Here is a 20,782-nt window from a genome sequence, read left to right on the forward strand (position 1 = left end):
TTTTCTATTTTTGGAATTTATTATTCTTCCGTAGTTACTGGTACGACTTTTTTGTTCTTCATCATGTTGTATGCAATCGGAGATGCAATGAACAGTGATGACAATGTACCGATAACAACACCCAAGATCATTGCGAATGCAAAGCTGCGGATTGAATCACCGCCAAGGATGAAGATACACAGCAATACGATCAATGTACTTAATGATGTATTGATAGTACGTGCAAGTGTAGTATTCAATGAATCATTGAACAACTGACGTTTGTCACGTTTCGGATACAGGCCGAAGAACTCACGTACACGGTCGAAGATTACCACCTTGTCATTGATAGAGTAACCGATAGCTGTCAGGATAGCACCGATAAACGTTTGGTCAATTTCCAGTGAGAATGGAACGATACCCCATAACAATGAGTAAGCACCGATAATCATGATGGTATCGCATGATAGAGCTACGATAGAGCCAATACTATATGCGATGTTACGGAAACGGATTAAGATATACAGACCGATAGCGATCAAAGCCAGTACTACGGAATAGATGGCACCTGTTTTGATATCGTCTGCGATACTCGGACCCACTTTTTGAGAACTTACAATACTACCACCAGTGTGATTGTCACGGTCGATAAAGGTAGCTAGAGTGATGTTTTGAGTCAGCACAGGTTTCAAAGTCTCATATAAATATGCTTCGATTTGAGAGTCAACATCGTTTCCTGCATCTTCAATACGGTAGTTGGTGCTGATACGTACAGTTTTCTTATCTGTACCGATAGCGATAACACTAACGTTAGCATCACCGAACTTGCTGGAGATCAATTCACGAATCTGTTCGGGTTCTACCGGATTCTCGAACTGTACCTTGAAGTTACGTCCACCGGTAAAGTCGATACTCTGGCTTAAACCGCGCATGGCAAATGAACCGATACAAACGAGGATGATGGCTACAGTGATGATAAGGGATTTTTTGTTTGTTCCCATAAAATCAAAACGTGTGTTGGTCATCAAGTTTCTTGAAACAGGGGTTGTGAATGTAAGGTTCAATAGTTTGTCCTTGTTCATGAAGTGTTCGTAAACTATACGGGTCATGAACACAGCGGTGAAGAAGGATACTAGAATACCGATAATCAATGTCGTAGCAAAACCACGGATCGGACCGGTACCGAAGTTAAACAGAATGACACCTGTGATGATGGATGTCAGGTTCGAGTCGAAGATAGCGGAGAATGCGTTGGAATAACCGTCAGCAAGTGCTTTCTTCACACCTTTACCGGCACGAAGTTCTTCTTTAGTACGTTCGTAGATAAGTACGTTCGCATCCACTGCCATACCTAGTGACAACACCATACCGGCAATACCGGACATTGTCAATGCTGCCTGGAAGGAGGAGAGGACACCTAATACGAAGAAGAAGTTCAGGAACAATGCACCATTGGCAATCATACCCGGTATGAAGCCGTACATCATACACATATAGATCATCAACAGAATCAGAGCCACTACGAATGAGAATACACCTGCATTGATAGATTCCTGACCCAATGACGGACCAACGATATCTTCCTGTACGATGTGAGCCGGAGCCGGCATCTTACCTGATTTCAATACGTTTGCTAAGTCCTTTGCCTGTTCAGGAGTGAAATGACCTGTAATCTGTGAACGTCCACCTGTGATTTCAGAGTTTACGTTTGGTGCAGAATATACATAGTTGTCAAGAACGATAGCGATAGAACGACCGATGTTCTGTTTGGTCAGCTGTGCCCAACGACGTGCACCGTCAGAGTTCATTGTCATGCTGACAGCCGGTTTGCTGTATTGGTCGAATTCATCTTTCGCGTCTGTTACTACATCACCTTCCAACGGAGCTTTACCGTTGCGTTCGGTAGACTTGATAGCATATAATTCGAACGTCTGTCCTTTCTTGTCAAATTCAGAAGGAGAAACACCCCATTTCAAACGAAGGTCTTTCGGGAGTTCTGCTTTAACTTCCGGCATAGCCAGATATTTGTTGATATCAGCAGTGTCTTTGTAGTTAGCGTAACCGATCACAGGACCTTGTCCGCTAGAGTTCAACTGCAGGATAGCCAACAGAGGGTATTGCTTTTTAATTTCTGCCAGGTTAGCTGTTGAATTATCTTCAGTAGTTGTAGCATCTCCTTTCAGGGCAGCAGCAAGACTGTCGGCAGCACTTACGCTTTTCTTGGCCGGAGTAGCTTCTGCAAGCGGAGCTTCTTTGGTGGAATCTACAGCGGTAGAGTCTGCACCTGTCTCCTGCGCTAATACAGCGCGCAATTTAGCATCAGCAGATTGCATAGCAGGAAGAACTTCTTTAGCTGTATAAGTTTCCCAGAATTCCAGGTTAGCAGAACCTTGGAGAAGTTTTCTCACACGTTCCGGCTCTTTGATACCCGGCAATTCCACCATGATACGACCCATTTTGTCTTCCAGGCTCTGGATATTCGGCTGAACAACACCGAAACGGTCGATACGTGTACGAAGTACGTTATATGAGTTTTCAACAGCAGCTTTTACTTCTGCTCTCAATACTTTTTCAACTTCTGCATCCGATGATTTCTGGTTAACTTTGTCTTTCAACTGTTGTGTTGCGAAGAGTTCGGAAAGTTTTGCGTTAGGAGCAGCTTTGTGGTATTCTCTGACAAATAGCGTGATGATATCATCCTGACTGTTTACAGCCTGTTTTGCAGCTTCTGCCAATGCATTGTTGAAAGCTTCATCCGGCTTGTTGTCAGCCAGTGCTTTGATAACATCAGGTACAGAAACTTCAAGGATAACGTTCATACCACCTTTTAGGTCCAAACCTAAACTAATCTCCATCTCACGACATTGTTTCAGCGTCCAGTTACCCAACCACACTTTCTCATTGGAGAGAGAGTCGAGGTAGTCTTGTTCCACTTTCGGGTCGCCGTTCGCAATTTCTTTCGCCTTGTTGGTATAATGGCGTGTTACGAAGGAGAAGGAGAGATAGAACACACATACCAGTGTGAGTAATACCGCAAAAACCTTTACAAATCCTTTGTTTTGCATTTTACTTTTAATTTATGATGATTACTTTTTTAATTTAATTTTCAGTTAAATTCTGTCGTACACAAGTTCTTTTTGCCGCATACAAGGCTGCAAATATAGTTTTTTTTTCACATTCATGTGTAATAAGCCCTCAAATATTTGATGTTTAAGGGCTTTTTTGCTGAATTATTTCATTCCTCTGTTTTTCAGTAGTGGTTCCAGGCTTGGTTCCGCTCCACGGAAATTCTTATAAAGCACCATCGGGTCTTCGCTGTCTCCCTTCTCCAATACGTTATGGCGGAACAGGTCGGCGGTGTTTTTATCAAAAATACCATGTTCTTTGAAAGCTTCGAAAGCATCATTGTCCAATACGTTGGCCCATAGGTAACTATAGTATCCGGCTGCGTATCCGCCAATGATATGATTGAAGTAAGTCACGCGATAACGCGGTGCTATTTCGGGAATCAAGTTAAGCTTGTTCATCGCTTCTTTTTCGAATGCAAGCATGTCCAAATTCTTTACATCTGTCATCGTGTGCAGGTTCATGTCGAGGATGGCGGCAGCCAGTAATTCGGTGGTCATGAAGCCCTGGTTGAAAGTTTTCTGTTGCAGTATCTTCTCGATGATTTCGTCGGGTATCACTTCTCCTGTCTGATAATGTTTGGCATACATTTTCAGCACTTCGGGTTCAGTCGCCCAATGTTCGTTGATTTGAGAAGGAAGTTCTACAAAGTCACGTACCACGTTGGTTCCCGATGTTCCTTTGTATTCACATTTTGTCAGCAGTCCGTGCAGAGCGTGACCAAATTCGTGAAACAGGGTTTCCACTTCATCCATGGTCAATAAAGAGGGGGTGTCGCCTACCGGCTTGGTAAAGCTGCAAACGTTGCATACCAACGGACGGGTTGTTCCGTGTTGCTCACGATAGTTGCTCATCCATGCACCACCGCTTTTCCCGGGACGTGGGAAATAGTCTACATAGAAGATACCGAGCTGGGAACCGTCTGCGTCTTTCACTTCAAAGACTTCTACATCAGGGTGATAAGTTGGTATGCCTTCCAGTTTGCTTAGGGTGATGCCATATAATTTGTTGGCTACGGCGAAAGCGCCATCGCGTACATTCTCCAGTTTGAAGTAAGGTTTTGTATCCTCTTCAGACAGGTTGTATTTTTCTTTCCGTAGTTTTTCGGTATAATACCACCAGTCCCATGCTTCTAGTTTTTCTCCTTTTCCTTCCTTATCCATTAATTTCTGAAGTTCGGTAGCTTCTGCTTTTGCTTTTGGCAGTGCGTAGCTCCAGAGGTTATTTAAAAGGCTCATTACGTTGTTGGCGTTCTTTGCCATGGTTTCATCCAGGACGAAGTTTGCATAACAGTCGAAACCTAATAAGTTCGCTTTTTCCAGGCGGAGAGAAACGATCTTGCGGATGTTTTCCTTGTTATCGTTTCCGTCGTTGTTGTTGCCGCGGTTGATATAAGCTTTGTATATTTGCTCCCGGAGCGGGCGATTTTCAGAATATTGCAGGAAAGGCAGACGGCTGGCATTGTGCAGGGTGAACAACCATTTTCCCGGTTGTCCGGCTGCTTTCGCTTCTTCGGCCGCACTTTGGCGGAACCATTCAGGCAATCCTGCCAGATCTTCTTCCTTGTCAACGAAAAGTTGGAAGGCATTATTCTCATTCAGCACATTGTTGCTGAAAGTGATGCCAAGTGTAGAAAGCTCCTTGTTGATTTCGCGGAGGCGAGTTTGGTCCTTTTCGCCAAGGTTCGCTCCGGAACGGATAAATCTTTTATAAGTCTTGTCCAGCAGACGTTCTTGTTCCGACGTCAGGTTCAATGAATCTTTCTTTTGGTAGACATCGTTCACCCGTTTGAATAGTTTCCCATTCAGGGAGATATTGTCATTATGTTCCGAAAGAACCGGTGCCAGTTTGATGGAAAGTGCGGTCAGCGAATCAGTAGTTTCCGCATCTGTCATATTGAAGAAAATGATGCTTACCCGGTCTAAGATGGGTGCGCTGTTATCCAAAGCCACAATCGTATTTTCGAATGTCGGAATTTCCGGGCTTTCGATGATGGCTTCGATATTTTGATTCTGTTCTTCTATACCTTTTAGAAAGGCAGGTTCATAGTGCTCTAATTTAATCTTGTCGAAAGAAGGAACACCATACTCGGTTTGAAACTCTGTAAAGAAAGGATTGCTTTCTGTTTTCGTAGCACAGGAGTACATCATACAACTTACTGCTAAAATGGTTAGTGTCTTTTTAATCATCATAAGTGTTTTTTATTAGAGTTTTCAGTTCTTATCGTTTACTGATATAGCACCAGATCGGGTAATGGTCTGATGCCTTGATAGACCGGTCTACCGTGCAATTGTAGGCTTTCAGGTTGGGGCTGATCAAGATATTGTCTATGCGGAAATAGAACTTGTTCTGATTGTAGGAAATACCTAATCCTTTACCGGACTGTGTGAATGCATCATCTAGTTTTTGAGTCAGGATGCGATGGGTATATGAGATAGAACCGTCGTTGAAATCGCCGCATACTATGGTTGTCGGATATTTACTTTCTGCAATGGTTTTAGCCACAGAATCTGCTTGTGTAGCCCGGATAGCCGATGCTTCCGCCAGTTTTCTTATTAATTGCCTAAGTCCGGTTTTTACTTTCTTGGCATTCGGGTCTTTAATCATATCCTCATACATCCCTCTGTCTTCTTTGGTGAGCTTGTTGGATTCCAGGTGGTTGTTGATTAATGTAAGAGTGTCGTTATTCACATTCAGTACATATTTCATGGAGCCGTTATAATTACTTTCATATTCGATGGGATGTATCGAGAGTATGGGGAACTTAGAGAAACAGGCAAGTTGCACGTCTCCTTTCCCTTGTTGGTGGACGGATTGGTAAGGATAGGCTTTCAATGCTTTTTTAATGTCCTGTTCCGTCAGGTATTTCTTGTTGGTAGCGGTGTTATATTCTTGCAGACAGATAATATCGGCGTTACTATCTACAAGATAAGACAATACCGGGTTTTTTCCATCTTTCTTCTCCAAATTGTTGAAACTCATTACGTTGTAGGATAGGATTTTGATGCTTCCTTCCGGTATGTTTTTTGTGGTGGAGTTAAAAGGAATATAAGTCCGTATCTGCGGAATACAAATTAGAAAACCGATGGCAGGCAAGAGCGCATAGCGGTAATTGACAAATGCCCAGAAGCCGATAAAAATCAGATTAATCGTCAGGAATATCGGAAATGCAAGTCCCAAGCTGGAAGCAAGTGGGTTTATTTTCGGGTTAAGGTAAGGGCTATAAGCGCTTAATATCAACGTTCCCACGAAGAGAGCGTTGACAGCAAGTATCAGATATGCGACAAATTTGCCAATATGTTCCATTCTTTTATCTTTTGCTTGCGTCGAACAAGCTTTTCTTTTCTTCAGTTGTCAGACTGTCGTAACCGGATTTCTTTAGTTTTTCCAAAATACGGTCCACTTCATCAGACTGTGCTTTTTTGTGGGCATTGTAATCATAATCCTTCTCGCGACCGGTGGCACTGTTTCCATAGTGTACCTTCATTTTCGGTTTCCGTTTCCATGTTTTCTTTTGAAACAAGGAAGTGAAACCATCCAGAATCCAGTTGATCCAGGAAGTCAAATCAGTTCCTTTACTTAGGCTGGCGGCAAACCAAAGTCCTGCAAGAGCACCGCCCAGGTGGGCGATATGTCCTCCGGCATTACTTGAGGTGATGGATAATACATCGATTCCGATAACAACCAGTGCCAGATATTTGAGACGGATAGCACCGAAAAGAAAAAGTTGCACCCTGTAATCTGGTTCACGATAAGCCGTAGCGGCTACGATGGCTAATACGGAAGCTGATGCTCCTACCAATGTTGCACCCGTCACTTGCGAACTGAATAAAGGAAATACATTGTAGGCAACCATATACAGTAAACCTCCACAGATACCTCCTAATACATATAGTCCTCTTAAATGTTTGGCCGAGAAAAAGTAGAGAAACAAACTTCCGAACCAATACAGCCAGAGCATATTGAATAAAATATGCAGGATACCGGCATGCATAAACATATAAGTAAATAACGACCACGGCTGATGAATAAATCCGATAAAGGATGCCGGCAGGGCAAATATACCGAATATATCGGGGGTACTTACTTCAAACAGTCGCAAGAAAACGTTAATCAACGTGCCAATCACAAAGATGCCTACGTTGATATAAATCAGTTGGATGAAAATATTTCCTCTTCTGAATGTCTCCTTTAAATCAGCTATAATATGTCCCATTGTTATTGCTTTTTTTTCTCCAATACAAAATCAGGATCAATCCAAATAACATTCCTCCCAGGTGAGCAAAGTGAGCGACATTGTCTCCGGCGCTATTGGCAAGTCCTGACCATAATTCAATCGCGGCGTATCCTATAACGAAGAACTTCGCTTTGATAGGAAATGGCAGCGGGAAGATAAACAACCGGTTATTGGGAAATAACATACCGAATGCCAGCAATATGGCGTAAACGGCTCCCGAAGCACCTACGGTGGTCATCATGTTCAGATACTCTTCTATGGGGACAACGCCATAGCCTATTAGGTTAATGTGCGTATGTTGGCTAAGCTCCGTTACATATTGAATATACTGCACTCCTTCCTGGATAAGTCCCGCACCGATACCGCAGAGAATATAGTAAAAGAGGAAACGTTTGGGTCCCCAGGTTTGTTCGAGAATCGGTCCGAACATAAAAACGGCAAACATATTAAAGAAAATGTGGCTGAATCCGCCGTGCATAAACATATAAGTGATAAGCTGTGCCGGATTAAAGTCACTTGCAAGGAAAAAATGTAATCCCAGATAATTCGTTAAATCCAGGCCGTAACGTTGGGCTACGATTGTCCCGAAAAATACTAGTACATTGATAATTATCAGGTTTTTAGTTACAGTTGGCATCATTTTAATTTCTGAATATTTAGATAATAGACGCAAAAGTACGAATAAATTCTGTTTTAAAGCATGAAAAACGCTTCCTATTAGCTCTTTTTCAATAATTTGCTGCGTTTTTTTTATGTTTTTATTTGATATGTTGTTTTGTTCGGCTATATTTGTGGAATCAATCCATTGTGGGATAATCTTTTGTGTAACATATATATTAATTAATCATTTTACGTATTATGAATAAGTCTGATCTTATTAGCGCAATGGCTGCTGAAGCTCAAATGAGCAAAGCCGATGCAAAAAAAGCACTTGATGCTTTCATCACTTCAGTTACTAATGCTATGAAAGCTGGTGACAAAGTATCTCTCGTAGGTTTTGGTACTTTCTCAGTAAGCGAAAGAGCTGAAAGAACTGGTATTAACCCTTCTACAAAGGCAACTATTACTATTCCTGCTAAGAAAGTAGCTAAATTTAAAGCTGGTGCTGAATTATCTGCAGCTGTTGAATAAGATAGATAGTTGAAAGAAATTAAGAGAGGAGACGTGATGCGTCTCCTTTTTTTGTATCTTTGCGCGCAAGAAATAACTTGATTATGAAGATAGAAGATAAACTTGTAGCGTCCGTTATCAGCGGACTCAAAGCACTTTACGGTCAGGAAGTCCCTGAAAAGATGGTGCAGTTGCAAAAAACGAAGAAAGAATTTGAAGGACATTTGACGTTGGTGGTATTTCCTTTCCTGAAGATGTCAAAAAAAGGACCGGAGCAAACGGCACAGGAAATCGGTGAATATCTGAAGGCAAACGATCCGGCTGTAGCAGCGTTTAATGTGATAAAAGGGTTCTTGAACCTGACTATTGCATCGGCTACATGGATTGAGTTGCTGAACGAGATTCAGGCAGATGAACAGTACGGCTTAGTGCAGGTCACTGACGCTTCTCCATTGGTGATGATTGAATATTCTTCTCCGAATACAAATAAACCGCTTCACTTGGGACACGTGCGTAATAACCTTTTAGGCAACGCATTGGCTAACATTGTAGCGGCAAACGGCAATAAGGTAGTCAAAACAAATATTGTAAACGACCGTGGTATCCACATCTGTAAGTCCATGCTGGCATGGAAGAAATACGGAAACGGTGAAACTCCTGAAACTTCGGGTAAGAAGGGTGACCACCTGGTAGGTGATTATTATGTATCTTTCGATAAGCATTATAAAGCGGAAGTAAAGGAGCTGATGGCTAAATTTACAGCGCAGGGAATGAATGACGATGAAGCGAAAGCAAAGGCTGAAGCTGAATCTCCATTGATGCAGGAAGCCCGCGAAATGTTGGTGAAGTGGGAAGCCGGTGATCCGGAAGTACGCGGATTGTGGGAAATGATGAACAACTGGGTATATGCAGGATTCGACGAAACCTACAAGAAGATGGGTGTCAGCTTCGACAAGATCTATTACGAATCCAATACTTACCTCGAAGGAAAAGAAAAGGTAATGGAAGGTCTGGAAAAAGGTTTCTTCTACAAGAAAGAAGACGGTTCCGTATGGGCCGACCTGACTGCCGAAGGACTGGATCATAAGCTCCTTCTCCGTGGTGACGGTACTTCTGTCTACATGACTCAGGATATCGGTACGGCTAAACTTCGTTTTGCCGATTACCCGATTAATAAGATGATTTATGTAGTAGGTAACGAACAGAACTATCACTTCCAGGTGCTTTCTATCTTGCTCGATAAACTTGGTTTCGAATGGGGTAAGAGTCTGGTACACTTCTCTTACGGAATGGTGGAACTGCCGGAAGGTAAGATGAAATCCCGTGAGGGTACGGTAGTTGATGCTGACGACTTGATGGAGGAAATGATTGCCACTGCTAAAGAAACTTCACAAGAACTAGGCAAACTGGATGGTTTGACACAGGAAGAAGCTGATGATATTGCCCGTATTGTGGGTCTGGGAGCATTGAAATATTTCATTCTGAAAGTCGATGCCCGTAAGAATATGACATTCAATCCGAAAGAATCTATCGACTTCAATGGTAATACAGGTCCGTTTATTCAATATACTTATGCACGTATCCAGTCTGTACTTCGGAAAGCTGCCGAATCAGGTATCGTAATTCCTGAACAGATTCCGGCTGGTATTGAATTGAGTGAAAAGGAAGAAGGGCTGATTCAGATGGTTGCCGACTTTGCTGCTGTTGTAAAACAAGCCGGTGAAGATTACAGCCCGTCTATTATTGCTAATTATACTTATGACTTGGTGAAAGAATACAATCAGTTCTATCATGACTATAGTATTCTGCGCGAAGAGAATGAGGCAGTGAAAGTATTCCGTATCGCTCTGTCTGCTAATGTAGCTAAAGTTGTTCGCTTGGGAATGAATTTGCTGGGTATCGAAGTTCCTTCCAGAATGTAAGACTTTCTCTGAACAAAATAGACTTCTGCGGGGTTTCTTTTATATATATAAAAGGAACCTCGTATGTTTTACTCCCCCCATCCATTGCTTCGGAAGAGAGAAACGGAAACTGCTACTGTCTCTTATTCCGAACTGCTGTTTGACCTGATTTATGTTTTCTCGGTCACGCAACTTTCACATTATCTGCTTCATAATCTCACTTGGGAAGGATTATTGAAAGAAACAATCCTGTGGTTTGCAGTCTGGATGTTGTGGCAACATACCATCTGGGTGACTAACTGGTTCAACCCGGATACCCGGCCGATACGTATTCTTCTTTTTATCAGTATGCTGGTGGGGCTGGTGATGGCGGCTGCCATTCCTTATGCCTTTACTTACCGGGGATTGATATTTGCTGTCTGCTATGTTCTGATACAGGCAGGGAGAACACTTTATATTATCGGGGTGTTAGGAGATCATCATCTGGCTGCTAATTTTAAGCGAATTATGGGCTGGTTCTGTATATCTGCCGTCTTTTGGATTACGGGTGCCATATTGCAGGGAGAATGGCAAATTCTACTGTGGATTATAGCCGCCATCTGTGATTATACAGCCCCGATGCACGGATTTGCTTTACCTCGTCTGGGACGTTCGGACAGTAGCAAGGAATGGACTATTGAAGGGCATCATTTGGTGGAACGTTGCCAGTTGTTTGTGATTATTGCTTTTGGAGAAACTCTATTGATGACAGGAGCTTCTTTGAGTGAAGTAGAAGAATGGACGCCTCTCGTGATTATTTCTGCTGTCATATCTTTCATTGGTAGTTTGGCTATGTGGTGGGTTTACTTTGATGTGAGCAGTGAAGCCGGTAGCCGGAAAATACAGGAAGTGAAAGATCCCGGCAAGCTGGGGTTGATTTATAATGCAATTCATATCGTACTGGTGGGAGCATTGATTATTTGTGCGGTAGGAGACGAACTGATTGTTGCCCATCCCGAACAAGAAATGAGAGCGGAAGTTGTTTTTGTTCTGATTATCGGACCAATCGTTTATATTCTGGCAAATAGTATCTATAAATATGTCACGTGCCGTATGCTTCCTTTATCACATATTATTGCTGTAATAGCTTTGGCTTTACTGCTTCCCTGGCCTTATCACATTTCTTTATTGACGATGAATATCTTGGTAACATCTGTTTTTATATTCGTGATTGTGTTTGATATGCTATTCCCTAATAAAGGTTTTAAGATAAAATGGGAGCCGAAGATTTAATGATGAAAGCCTATTCATAACGGATAATACTTATATCCTATAATATTGTGGCTTAAAATAAAAACACAGTTCACACGAATTCTTGGTGAGTATTCAAGAAGTTGTGTGAACTGCGTAATTCGCGCCTTTCTAAACGGATGTCTATTATGTCTTTTTCATCGATGGTTCGCAATGCGAAGTCCCGATAGCGATTCCGTACAATATCCGGGCTGCTCTTATTTAAATCGTATCAATCTTTATTTGTACCAATCTTTATTTTGTTTCCCATTCGATGATACCCATCCAGAGAACTTGGGATATGATTGATCGATTCGTTTCCCTTCCTCTGGAACCGGGAGATTACTTACCGGCATATTGATAGCAAACGGCATCAAGTCTGCAGAAACATAATACATCCCTTCTTCTGGTCTGTAGATGTCTTTTCCGGTTCCCAGTAACGATAAGTCGGCTTTATCAGTCGGGGGATAATTTATCAGATGTAATTCTTTGCCTCTACCCTCGTTGGAACTGATGAAGATAAACGGGTTGTAAGGAGGTACCACCTCTTTCTCACTAGCTCCATCAAGCGTGATGGTTACAGTATATTCTTTCTTTGATTCATCAGTGATATTTTTGAATTTTGTCATGTCGTCATACAACAATATGGTTGGGTGAGACTGTCCAGGCTCTGTTTCTTTTCCTTCCATGTATATAGAACTTGATAAACCACTGGCATCAGGCCCCGTTATTTTTACACTCTTGATATTGCTGTTTGAGAGCTGTGTAATTGATATCCAAATCCGTTTTGCAGATAACCGCCACAGTGCTGTAAGATAAACTTGTCTTCTATTTCGTAAATGCGATTGTCAAGAGCATTTCGGGTCATCGTACTGGTGTACTTTACCATTACGTCATTCATATCGTAATCACCTAACTTAGGCCATAAGTCTTCAAAAGCCAGTGTACCGGAATAGGAAATTTTATATTGCTCGGGGATTGCTTCGGGGTCCTCAGGCAGTGCAGGCAATGCCGGGTCAATAGCATTCTTTTCTGACGTATGAATATAGAATATGGCATCTGCATAATCGAAGTCAATATTATCTTCGAATCCTACTGCTACAATCTGCCCGGACTGAGAATCACGGAGAGATATGGTCCTTTGTGTATTATTCGTGTTTAGATTCCTGGTAGAGTAGCGTGGCCCCATACCTTTTATGATATCGCCCACTTTGTCTTTATCTGTTTCTGAGGTGAGTTTGCTCTTGAATCCCATACCTTGAAGGCACCAGCCAATTGTGACTCCTGCAGGAAATTTGTCTTCGTATTCCTGTGTCTCTTCATTCCAATATTTGAGTTTTATTTCTTCTCCACACACTAATGCTCCTACCCCTAAAGTCTTGTAAACAGGAGAGGTGTTTGGGAATGCAATTATTTGTTTTATATCACTCGCGCTCTGGGGTGGATTGTTGGTCGGATAGGTGTAATATCCAACTGTATTGTACCATGCAGCAGAGCTGTTTATAAATACAAGGCTCACTTCGGTCGGGTTAACAATTGGAATATCTGAAGTCATTTTAATGGAACCATCAAAAAACTCCGGATAATTCTGACTGATGTTCAGAACCTTGCTTTTACCGTTTTCATCTTTGACTGTAACCTTTCTGAAAACATACTTGATGTTGTATAATACGTCTGCCGGAGGTATGTTTATTTTAGGCTCCAGATTGGTTGGTCTTCCGTTGTTATCCCAGTCTGCATCGGGAAGAACATGCCATTCTTTTAGATAGGTATGTTGGTTCACGGTCACTCCTCTGGTTTTTGATGCCGTTTGTGAACGTAAGGCAGTGATATATGCATCTTGATTAAATGAAAGCCGACGACTGTCGTCAATCGTTAGTTTTAGAGGAGATGCGGTGGCTAAATAATCCGATGATAACCATACTTCCGAGATGTCCGCCGGGATATTCATCTCTCCGCTGAATTTGCCTTCTTCGTCTGTAACTGCACGATAGATAGGCTCTATGTCCTTTTGGGACACGGTGCCGTCAGCTGAGTATTCAATGGGATCTTGATCGTAAATGTCAAAAAGGACACGATAATTGTCGCTTTTGAAACAATAATTGATATTCAAAGCAACGGCTTGGATCATGTTGAAGTCGAAGTATGCTTCTTTTGGCATATGCCTTCTCTCCCAGGATAAGTCACGCTCTTTATCCATGCAACTGATGGAAGATATGACAAGTACTCCTATCATTAAATACTTTAAAATTGTTTGCTTCATAAGTTTGTGTATTAAAAGATAAAGAGCAAATATATACATTTAATTATATAATTTGCTCTTTTTCTAGTTTTTTTATTTCTTTTTTGCGAATCGTCCTTTTTTTGTGGTCGCTGGTCCTTTTTCATCTTGTAATTTGATGAGTTCCAAACAGCTAGCTAAACTCAAATCTTGTGGGACGATATCTTTAGGAATTTTATAATTGGAACCCTTATAGGTAATATAAGGTCCGTAACGTCCGTTCAGAATCTCAAGTTCCGGCTCCTCTTCAAACGTCTTGATGTGGCGTTCCGCTTCTTTCTGGCGTTTCTCCAGAATCAGCTGTTCAGCCTCTTCCAAAGTAATTTCCATCGGGTCAAGTGTTTTCGGGAGCGATACATATACCTTATTGTGCAGGACATACGGACCGAAACGGCCTACACCTACACTTACTGATTTTCCTTCATATTCGCCCAGTGTACGAGGTAATTTGAATAATTCCAGTGCTTCTTCCAAAGTGATGGTTTCCATGGATTGACCTTTCTTCATTTGTGCAAAGCGTGGTTTTTCTTCATCTTCTACAGTACCAATCTGTACAACAGGACCGAAGCGGCCAATCTTAACAGAAACAGTCTTACCTGTTCCCGGTTCTTCTCCCAGAATACGTTCGCCTACTTTATGTTCCGTCTTGATTGCCAATGTATTTTCTACAGACGGATGGAACTTATCATAGAAATTCTTCATGATAGAAGTCCATTTCACTTCTCCTTCTGCAATCTCGTCAAATTCCTTTTCTACGCTGGCGGTAAAGTTGAAATCCAGAATGTCCGGGAAATATTCGGTAAGGAAATCATTTACCACAGTGCCGGTATCCGTTGGGAATAACTTCGCCTTTTCTGCACCGGTAATTTCAGTATGGTTTTCATCCTTAATCTGACGATCTTTCAATGTCATGACATTAAACTGCCGTTCTTCCCCGTCTTTATTACCTTTCTCCACATATTCGCGTTGTTGGATGGTAGAGATAGTAGGTGCATACGTAGACGGACGTCCGATACCCAGTTCTTCCAACTTGCGTACAAGACTTGCTTCCGTATAGCGTGGAGGACGTTGGGTGAAACGTTCGGTTGCGATGATAGGGCCGTGTTCCAACTTCTGACCTTTTTTCAGAGGAGGAAGTAGGTGGCTCTCATCTTCCTGTTCGTTGTCATCATCATAAGATTCACGGTATACACGCAGGAATCCGTCGAACTTAATCACTTCGCCGATGGCTGTAAATACATCGCTACTGCCACTTATTGTTATGGTAGCAGTTGTCTTTTCCAGTTCCGCATCTGCCATTTGTGAGGCAATGGTGCGTTTCCATATCAAGTCGTACAGTTTCTTTTCCTGTGCTGTTCCTTCAACAGACTGGTTTTCCATATAGGTAGGACGGATAGCCTCATGCGCTTCTTGTGCACCCTTAGTCTTTGTTTCGAAATGACGGGGGTGTACGTAGCGGTCACCCATCATTTTGATGATAGCGTCTTTACTGCCTGCTGTCGCAAATTCCGAGAGGTTGACAGAGTCTGTACGCATATAAGTGATGAATCCCGATTCGTATAAGCGTTGCGCGAGCATCATGGTCTGCGCTACGGTATATCCCAGTTTGCGTGCGGCTTCCTGCTGCAACGTAGATGTTGTGAATGGAGCAGGAGGTGTTTTCTTGACCGGGCGGGTAGTAATATCGTCGATGGCAAAGCTTGCTCCCTGACATGCGTTGAGGAAAGCTTTTGCTTCTTCTTTTGTTTTAATACGGCGAGCCAGTTCAGCTTTCATCTCCACCAGTTTTCCGTCTGTGTCCGGAACGAGGAATACGGCAGTGATGCGATAAGCAGCTTCCGTTTGGAAAGCATGTATTTCACGTTCACGTTCAACGATCAGGCGGACAGCAACAGACTGAACACGTCCGGCAGAAAGTGCCGGTTTCACTTTTCTCCAAAGCACGGGAGAGAGTTCGAAACCTACGATACGGTCCAGAATCCGTCGTGCTTGTTGTGCATTTACGAGGTTGAGGTCAATGTCGCGTGGTTGTTCAATCGCTTTTAAAATAGCGCTTTTCGTAATTTCATGAAATACGATTCGTTTTGTGTTTTCCGGTTTTAGTTTTAAGACCTCATACAGATGCCAGGCAATCGCTTCTCCTTCGCGGTCCTCATCGGATGCGAGCCATACGGTTTCTGCGTCTTTAGCTTCTGTCTTCAGTGTGTTAACCAGAGCCTTTTTGTCTGCCGGGATTTCGTAGCTGGGTGTAAAATTCTTCTCTACGTCGATGCTGAATTCTTTTTTCTTCAGATCGCGTATGTGTCCGTAACTAGAAAGGACTTTAAAATCTTTCCCAAGAAACTTTTCAATCGTTTTTGCTTTTGCCGGAGACTCGACAATGACAAGGTTTTTCTGCATAATTCTTTCTTTTATAATGGCTTGTACCACAATATTCGGGGACAAAAGTAAAAAAAAAGATTCTCCCTACCTTATATTATAAGGAGAATTTAATAAAATCTTAAGATTTACCAGTGTTGATGTTTACTCTTACATCTGTAAATCTTAAGATTTAGCTTAATGGGAGGATGCTTGCCGGCTTATTTTGTTGCGGATGAGGGGTCTTCCTTTATTTTCTTGAGAAATTCCGTCGGCAACATGCCGAATTGCTTCTGGAAACACTTGGCAAAGTAGGAAGAAGAACTGAACCCGACGAGGAATCCTATTTCGGTAACCCGATATTCTCCCTCCACCATCATTTTGCAGGCTTTCTTTAATCGAGTGACCTTGATGAAATCATTGGGAGTCATGCCAATAATGCCTTTGATCTTGGTAAATACAGAGGTACGGCTCATTCCCAGTTCCTGTGCCAGTGTATTTACCGAAAATTCGGAGTCCTCAATATTATTCTGGATGATTTCGGTACATTTATTCATAAATTCTTCATCCAGTTTATTGTGGACAGCGGAGTGCAGATCGGACAACGGAGTAGAGGCATACGTTTTCTGCTGACTTTCCCTTTTCTTGAGTAAGTTCAGCAATTGTGCTTTCAGGTGGAAAGGTGAGAATGGTTTCTCTATATATGCATCCGCACCGGCTTCCAGTCCTTTGATTTTACTTTCCGTATCCGTTTTGGCTGTCAGCAGAATGACAGGAACATGGGAAATATTGATGTTACTTTTAATTTTCCCACAGAGTTCGAACCCGTCCATTTCCTCCATCATCACATCACTGATGATGAGATCGATGTTGTTCTTTTCAAGAATTTGCAACGCTTCCTCTCCACTTGAAGCCGAAATGACGAAATATTCCTCGGACAGAATTTTGGAAAGGAAATCCAGAATCTCCGGGTTGTCGTCCACAACCATAATGGCATATTGTTTTTTCAACGGTTCACCGGGAAGAGTGCTTTCCAGTTCATTTTCTTCTATGCTGTTTTCTGGAATAATCGTATCTTCCACTCGTTTGGCCACTTGTGGCAAAGCAGTGATGGCCGCTTGTTTGGGGAAATATACAGAAATAGAAACACCGTTTTCACCGCCTTCCCTATCGCTGACTTCGATCTTTCCGTTCATCAATTGGACGAGTGAGCGTGTCATGTGAAGCCCGATACCAATGCCCAGTTTATTTATTTCACTGTTGTTCTTAACCTGATAGAATGCGTCGAATATTTTAGTCTTTTCTTGATCGGTGATGCCTATACCGTCATCGGTCACGGTGACTACTATCTCGGAATCCTTTTCTATAGTCGTAATACGAATCGTGCTTTTGGCATATTTCAAGGCATTACTTAGTAGATTGCTGATAATCTTGGTAAAAGCTTCTTCATCTATGACAATGCTCAGTTCTTCCGGGATAGAAGAAGTGTCAATCGCCACTTTCTTTTGTCTGGCAGATAATTCAAAAATGCAGCTTACTTTGCAGATTATTTCTTTAATCCGGTAACAGTCATACGATAGTTTATAAGATCCCGTATCTACTTTGCGGAAATCCAGCAATTGGGTGACAAGCGCATACAAGCGTTTGTAATTCTGTTCAATAATACTTAGGTATTCCCCATACACATTGTTGATACTTGAAGTTTTCATCAGGTATTCCAATGGGCCGATAATAAGGCTCAAAGGAGTTCGAATCTCATGAGCAATGTTAGTGAAGAAATCTATTTTGGAGTTATAGAGCTCTTTTTCTTTTTCATCGTTCAGCCTCTTGATACGTTCTTTCTGACGTTTCTCCGTGCGTTTTACGTAATACCATACGGTTAACATAATCGCAATCAACAGGACGAGGGCATAGATCAGATAAGCCAGTTGCGACCGGAAGAATGGAGGCAGCACCTTGATTTTTAGCTGTACTTCATTGCTGCTCCATAGTTTATCACTGTTCGTTCCCTTGATCCTTAATACATATTCACCGACGGGTAAGTTTGCATAGGAAAGATGGTTGTTACTTCCTTTAGTGAACTGCCATTCGCTGTCCAGACCTTCCAGCATATATTGATAATCATTCTCTTTGGGAGCAATGTAACTTAGTGCGGCAAAATCGAATCCGATCATGGACTGGTTATATTTCAACACAATCTCATCTGTATATCCTATGGACTGGTGAATAGGTGAATTGGGCGTGTCAGCCTGTATGTCTTTTCCGAAAATGGTCATATTAGTGAGGATGACAGGTGGATTGTATGTATTTTCTCTCAAGTCTTGCGGAAAGAAATAGCAGAAACCGTCTGTCGAACCCAGAAATAGTCTACCGTCAGAAGATTCAAAGCCGGAGCAGGGTGTGAATTGTTCATTGTATAGTCCGTTTGATTTCGAATAGGTTTTTAGATATTCTGTATCCGGATTGTATACAGCAAGTCCCTTATTGGTACTAATCCATAATAAGTCTCCTTTAGGGATAATGGAAGTGATGATTTTATTCGGCAACTTTAGGTAGTCGTATCTGGTAAAATCATCTGTTTCATCATTATATCTACAAAGTCCTTGCCCATAAGTTCCCACCCATAGTCGTTTCTTGTTGTCGATAGCTAGCGTGGTGATTACATTCTTTGTTAGTGAATTCGGATGGTCTGAACGTTGATAAGATGTTATCTTTTGGGTTCTGACATTGTATGAATATAATCCACTGATGCTTGTTCCTATCCATATTCTTCCGAAGTAATCTTCAATGATATCCGATATTTTGCCTGTAAAAGAACCGATTCTGATGAAATTGTTTTTTTCGGGGTTATAGTAACAGAATCCTGCAGAAGTGCCCACGTAAATACATCCATTACTGGCTTTATATAGAGTGAATACCCGTGAGGAGGGGATAGATGTTGAATCTTCCGGATTATTGAGAAAACTTTCCACTTTTCCTGTTTTTAAATCAATCACCTCCAAACCTCTTCCATAAGTGGCGGCATATAGTTTATCTCCGTCTACCAGCAGATCGTGTATACAATAGTAAGTTGTGCCTATACTGGCTGCATCCCGGAAAGGGGTAATTTCTTGAGTTTTGGCATCAAATCGGAAAATGCCATTGTCATCCGTACCTATCCAGTATTTATCATCTTTGTCTTCTTTGATAACATTGATTACTTTTCCTGATTGTGGCGTGGACGATGATGAACAGCTATAATATTTGAAATTATTCTGAAATGCCGAATAGAATTTGATTCCATCGAAATAGGAGCCCAGCCAGAGGCTTTCTTCCTTATCTATATAGATGGTATATATAAACTTATTGGCTCCGGTTCTTATTTTCAGATTCGGATTGTCGGATTGTATAATTTCTCCTTTGTCTGCTTTAAAAATTCCCATACCGTTGTCGGATGAAATGAACAACTCGCCAGGTCTGTATTCTTTAATGTCGTGGATATGATATAATAGGTTGTTCGGACTTCTGTCCCGGTAGTTGGTGAAAGTTTTAGCCACAGGATCGAACAGGTCGAGCCCGTTCTGAAAAGTTCCTATCCATAAATTGCCGTGTGAGTCTTCAAACACTTTCTGAATGGAATTATCTGATAAACTATTAGGGTGATTGCTCTTTTTGTAAGTGACGAACGTGTTTTTCTGTTTGTCAAAGCAGCATAATCCTTCCGAATAGGTTCCTATCCAAATGTTTTGTTTACTGTCTTGCTGCAATGTCATGATAATGTTTTGGGAGATGCTATTAATCTTTCCGGGAATATTCCGGTATACTCTAAGCCTGACTTTATCAGATGGAGAAAAACGGTAAAGCCCTTCTCCACTCGTTGCAATCCATACTTCTCCGTCACTGTCTTCTATCATATCGGTGACGTAGGTTTGTATCATTTCTCCAGTTTCAGTTTTGGCATGGAAAGGTTGGAAAGTGTCTGTTTTCGAGTCGTAAATGACAATTCCGGTATCCAATCCTATCCACATTCTGCCCCTGCGGTCGATAAATATTTTCTTGACGCTGTTACTGGTTGTTGCGTTGATATATTCTGATAGATAGTAGTTCTTGAATGCAATACCGTCGAATCTGCTTAATCCATCATCGGTACCGAACCACATGAATCCACATGAATCTTGCAAAATGCTGTATACTCTGTTGGCTGCCAGTCCATCATCCATTGTATAGGAGGTGGAGAAGATACGCTGCGCATTCACGACAAATGAATGCATGCACAGGATTTGTATAGTTATCAAAAGAACGATTTTTTTCATGGGGGATTCTTTATGTTGTATTAGTTTTCATTAGTATAGGACAATATTAGGAAGAATTAGTAGCAAAAGCAAATGATAGGCTGTCTTTTTAGGTGTGGAATAAAACTTTTGAAAGTGAACAAAAAAATCGTTCAAATCTTGGATAATTATTGGTTAATATGGTTGTGGGCTTTGGGATAATTCATTAGTTGAAATTAAATCTCGCTTTGCATAGATTAGTATCTGTATA

The 20,782-nt window shown here is 41.7% G+C and carries 10 protein-coding genes and 1 pseudogene; 3 read left to right on the forward strand and 8 right to left on the reverse strand.

The genetic code is table 11. From position 1 onward, the window contains the following. Positions 1–20: 20 nt before the first annotated feature. The 5 genes from secDF to KQP79_RS11145 form a co-directional block, all read right to left on the reverse strand. Positions 21–3,044, reverse strand: a complete 3,024-nt coding sequence (gene secDF, locus KQP79_RS11125) for a protein translocase subunit SecDF (RefSeq protein WP_004323085.1) — start codon at positions 3,042–3,044, stop codon at positions 21–23. 165 nt (positions 3,045–3,209) lie between these two features. After that, positions 3,210–5,294, reverse strand: coding sequence for a M3 family metallopeptidase (locus KQP79_RS11130; protein ID WP_085936432.1), 2,085 nt, complete (start codon positions 5,292–5,294; stop codon positions 3,210–3,212). A gap of 31 nt (positions 5,295–5,325) precedes the next feature. Continuing rightward, positions 5,326–6,411: an endonuclease/exonuclease/phosphatase family protein gene (locus KQP79_RS11135; protein ID WP_004323087.1), complete on the reverse strand. Its 1,086-nt coding sequence runs from the start codon at positions 6,409–6,411 to the stop codon at positions 5,326–5,328. A 4-nt stretch (positions 6,412–6,415) separates the two neighbouring features. After that, a complete protein-coding gene (locus KQP79_RS11140; RefSeq protein ID WP_004323088.1) occupies positions 6,416–7,321 on the reverse strand; it encodes a rhomboid family protein in 906 nt (301 codons plus the stop codon). Continuing rightward, positions 7,302–7,979 (reverse strand): rhomboid family intramembrane serine protease, encoded by a 678-nt coding sequence (locus KQP79_RS11145; RefSeq protein WP_085929215.1) that lies wholly within the window; start codon positions 7,977–7,979, stop codon positions 7,302–7,304. Before KQP79_RS11145 ends, KQP79_RS11140 begins: the two co-directional genes overlap by 20 nt. Positions 7,980–8,200: 221 nt before the next feature. Between KQP79_RS11145 and KQP79_RS11150 the strand changes: the two genes are divergently transcribed. From KQP79_RS11150 to KQP79_RS11160, 3 genes are all read left to right on the forward strand, one after another. Beyond that, positions 8,201–8,473, forward strand: coding sequence for an HU family DNA-binding protein (locus KQP79_RS11150; protein ID WP_004296482.1), 273 nt, complete (start codon positions 8,201–8,203; stop codon positions 8,471–8,473). Between the two features lie 83 nt (positions 8,474–8,556). Then, a complete protein-coding gene (gene argS / locus KQP79_RS11155; protein WP_004323089.1) occupies positions 8,557–10,374 on the forward strand; it encodes an arginine--tRNA ligase in 1,818 nt (605 codons plus the stop codon). Positions 10,375–10,437: 63 nt separating this feature from the next. Continuing rightward, entirely contained in the window at positions 10,438–11,625 is a 1,188-nt protein-coding gene (locus KQP79_RS11160; protein ID WP_004296480.1) for a low temperature requirement protein A, read from the forward strand. 236 nt (positions 11,626–11,861) lie between these two features. Here the strand turns inward: KQP79_RS11160 and KQP79_RS11165 are convergent. From KQP79_RS11165 to KQP79_RS11175, 3 genes and pseudogenes are all read right to left on the reverse strand, one after another. Next, positions 11,862–13,885 (reverse strand): annotated as a pseudogene (locus KQP79_RS11165) (LruC domain-containing protein). 72 nt (positions 13,886–13,957) lie between these two features. Continuing rightward, the gene (gene topA / locus KQP79_RS11170; protein ID WP_004323094.1) at positions 13,958–16,303 is read right to left on the reverse strand and encodes a type I DNA topoisomerase; all 2,346 of its coding nucleotides are present in this window, start codon (positions 16,301–16,303) and stop codon (positions 13,958–13,960) included. Positions 16,304–16,482: 179 nt separating this feature from the next. Further along, positions 16,483–20,511, reverse strand: coding sequence for a hybrid sensor histidine kinase/response regulator transcription factor (locus KQP79_RS11175; RefSeq protein WP_229092839.1), 4,029 nt, complete (start codon positions 20,509–20,511; stop codon positions 16,483–16,485). Positions 20,512–20,782 lie beyond the last annotated feature (271 nt).

It is taken from the genome of Bacteroides sp. DH3716P, from assembly GCF_025914115.1.
GTDB lineage: Bacteria > Bacteroidota > Bacteroidia > Bacteroidales > Bacteroidaceae > Bacteroides > Bacteroides ovatus.

What these genes read in the sequence shown, in the direction of transcription:
- secDF (WP_004323085.1), bottom strand. Translation starts at nt 3,044, where the DNA reads ATGCAAAACAAAGGATTTGTAAAGGTTTTTGCGGTATTACTCACACTG.
- KQP79_RS11130 (WP_085936432.1), bottom strand. Translation starts at nt 5,294, where the DNA reads ATGATTAAAAAGACACTAACCATTTTAGCAGTAAGTTGTATGATGTAC.
- KQP79_RS11135 (WP_004323087.1), bottom strand. Translation starts at nt 6,411, where the DNA reads ATGGAACATATTGGCAAATTTGTCGCATATCTGATACTTGCTGTCAAC.
- KQP79_RS11140 (WP_004323088.1), bottom strand. Translation starts at nt 7,321, where the DNA reads ATGGGACATATTATAGCTGATTTAAAGGAGACATTCAGAAGAGGAAAT.
- KQP79_RS11145 (WP_085929215.1), bottom strand. Translation starts at nt 7,979, where the DNA reads ATGCCAACTGTAACTAAAAACCTGATAATTATCAATGTACTAGTATTT.
- KQP79_RS11150 (WP_004296482.1), top strand. Translation starts at nt 8,201, where the DNA reads ATGAATAAGTCTGATCTTATTAGCGCAATGGCTGCTGAAGCTCAAATG.
- argS (WP_004323089.1), top strand. Translation starts at nt 8,557, where the DNA reads ATGAAGATAGAAGATAAACTTGTAGCGTCCGTTATCAGCGGACTCAAA.
- KQP79_RS11160 (WP_004296480.1), top strand. Translation starts at nt 10,438, where the DNA reads ATGTTTTACTCCCCCCATCCATTGCTTCGGAAGAGAGAAACGGAAACT.
- topA (WP_004323094.1), bottom strand. Translation starts at nt 16,303, where the DNA reads ATGCAGAAAAACCTTGTCATTGTCGAGTCTCCGGCAAAAGCAAAAACG.
- KQP79_RS11175 (WP_229092839.1), bottom strand. Translation starts at nt 20,511, where the DNA reads ATGCATTCATTTGTCGTGAATGCGCAGCGTATCTTCTCCACCTCCTAT.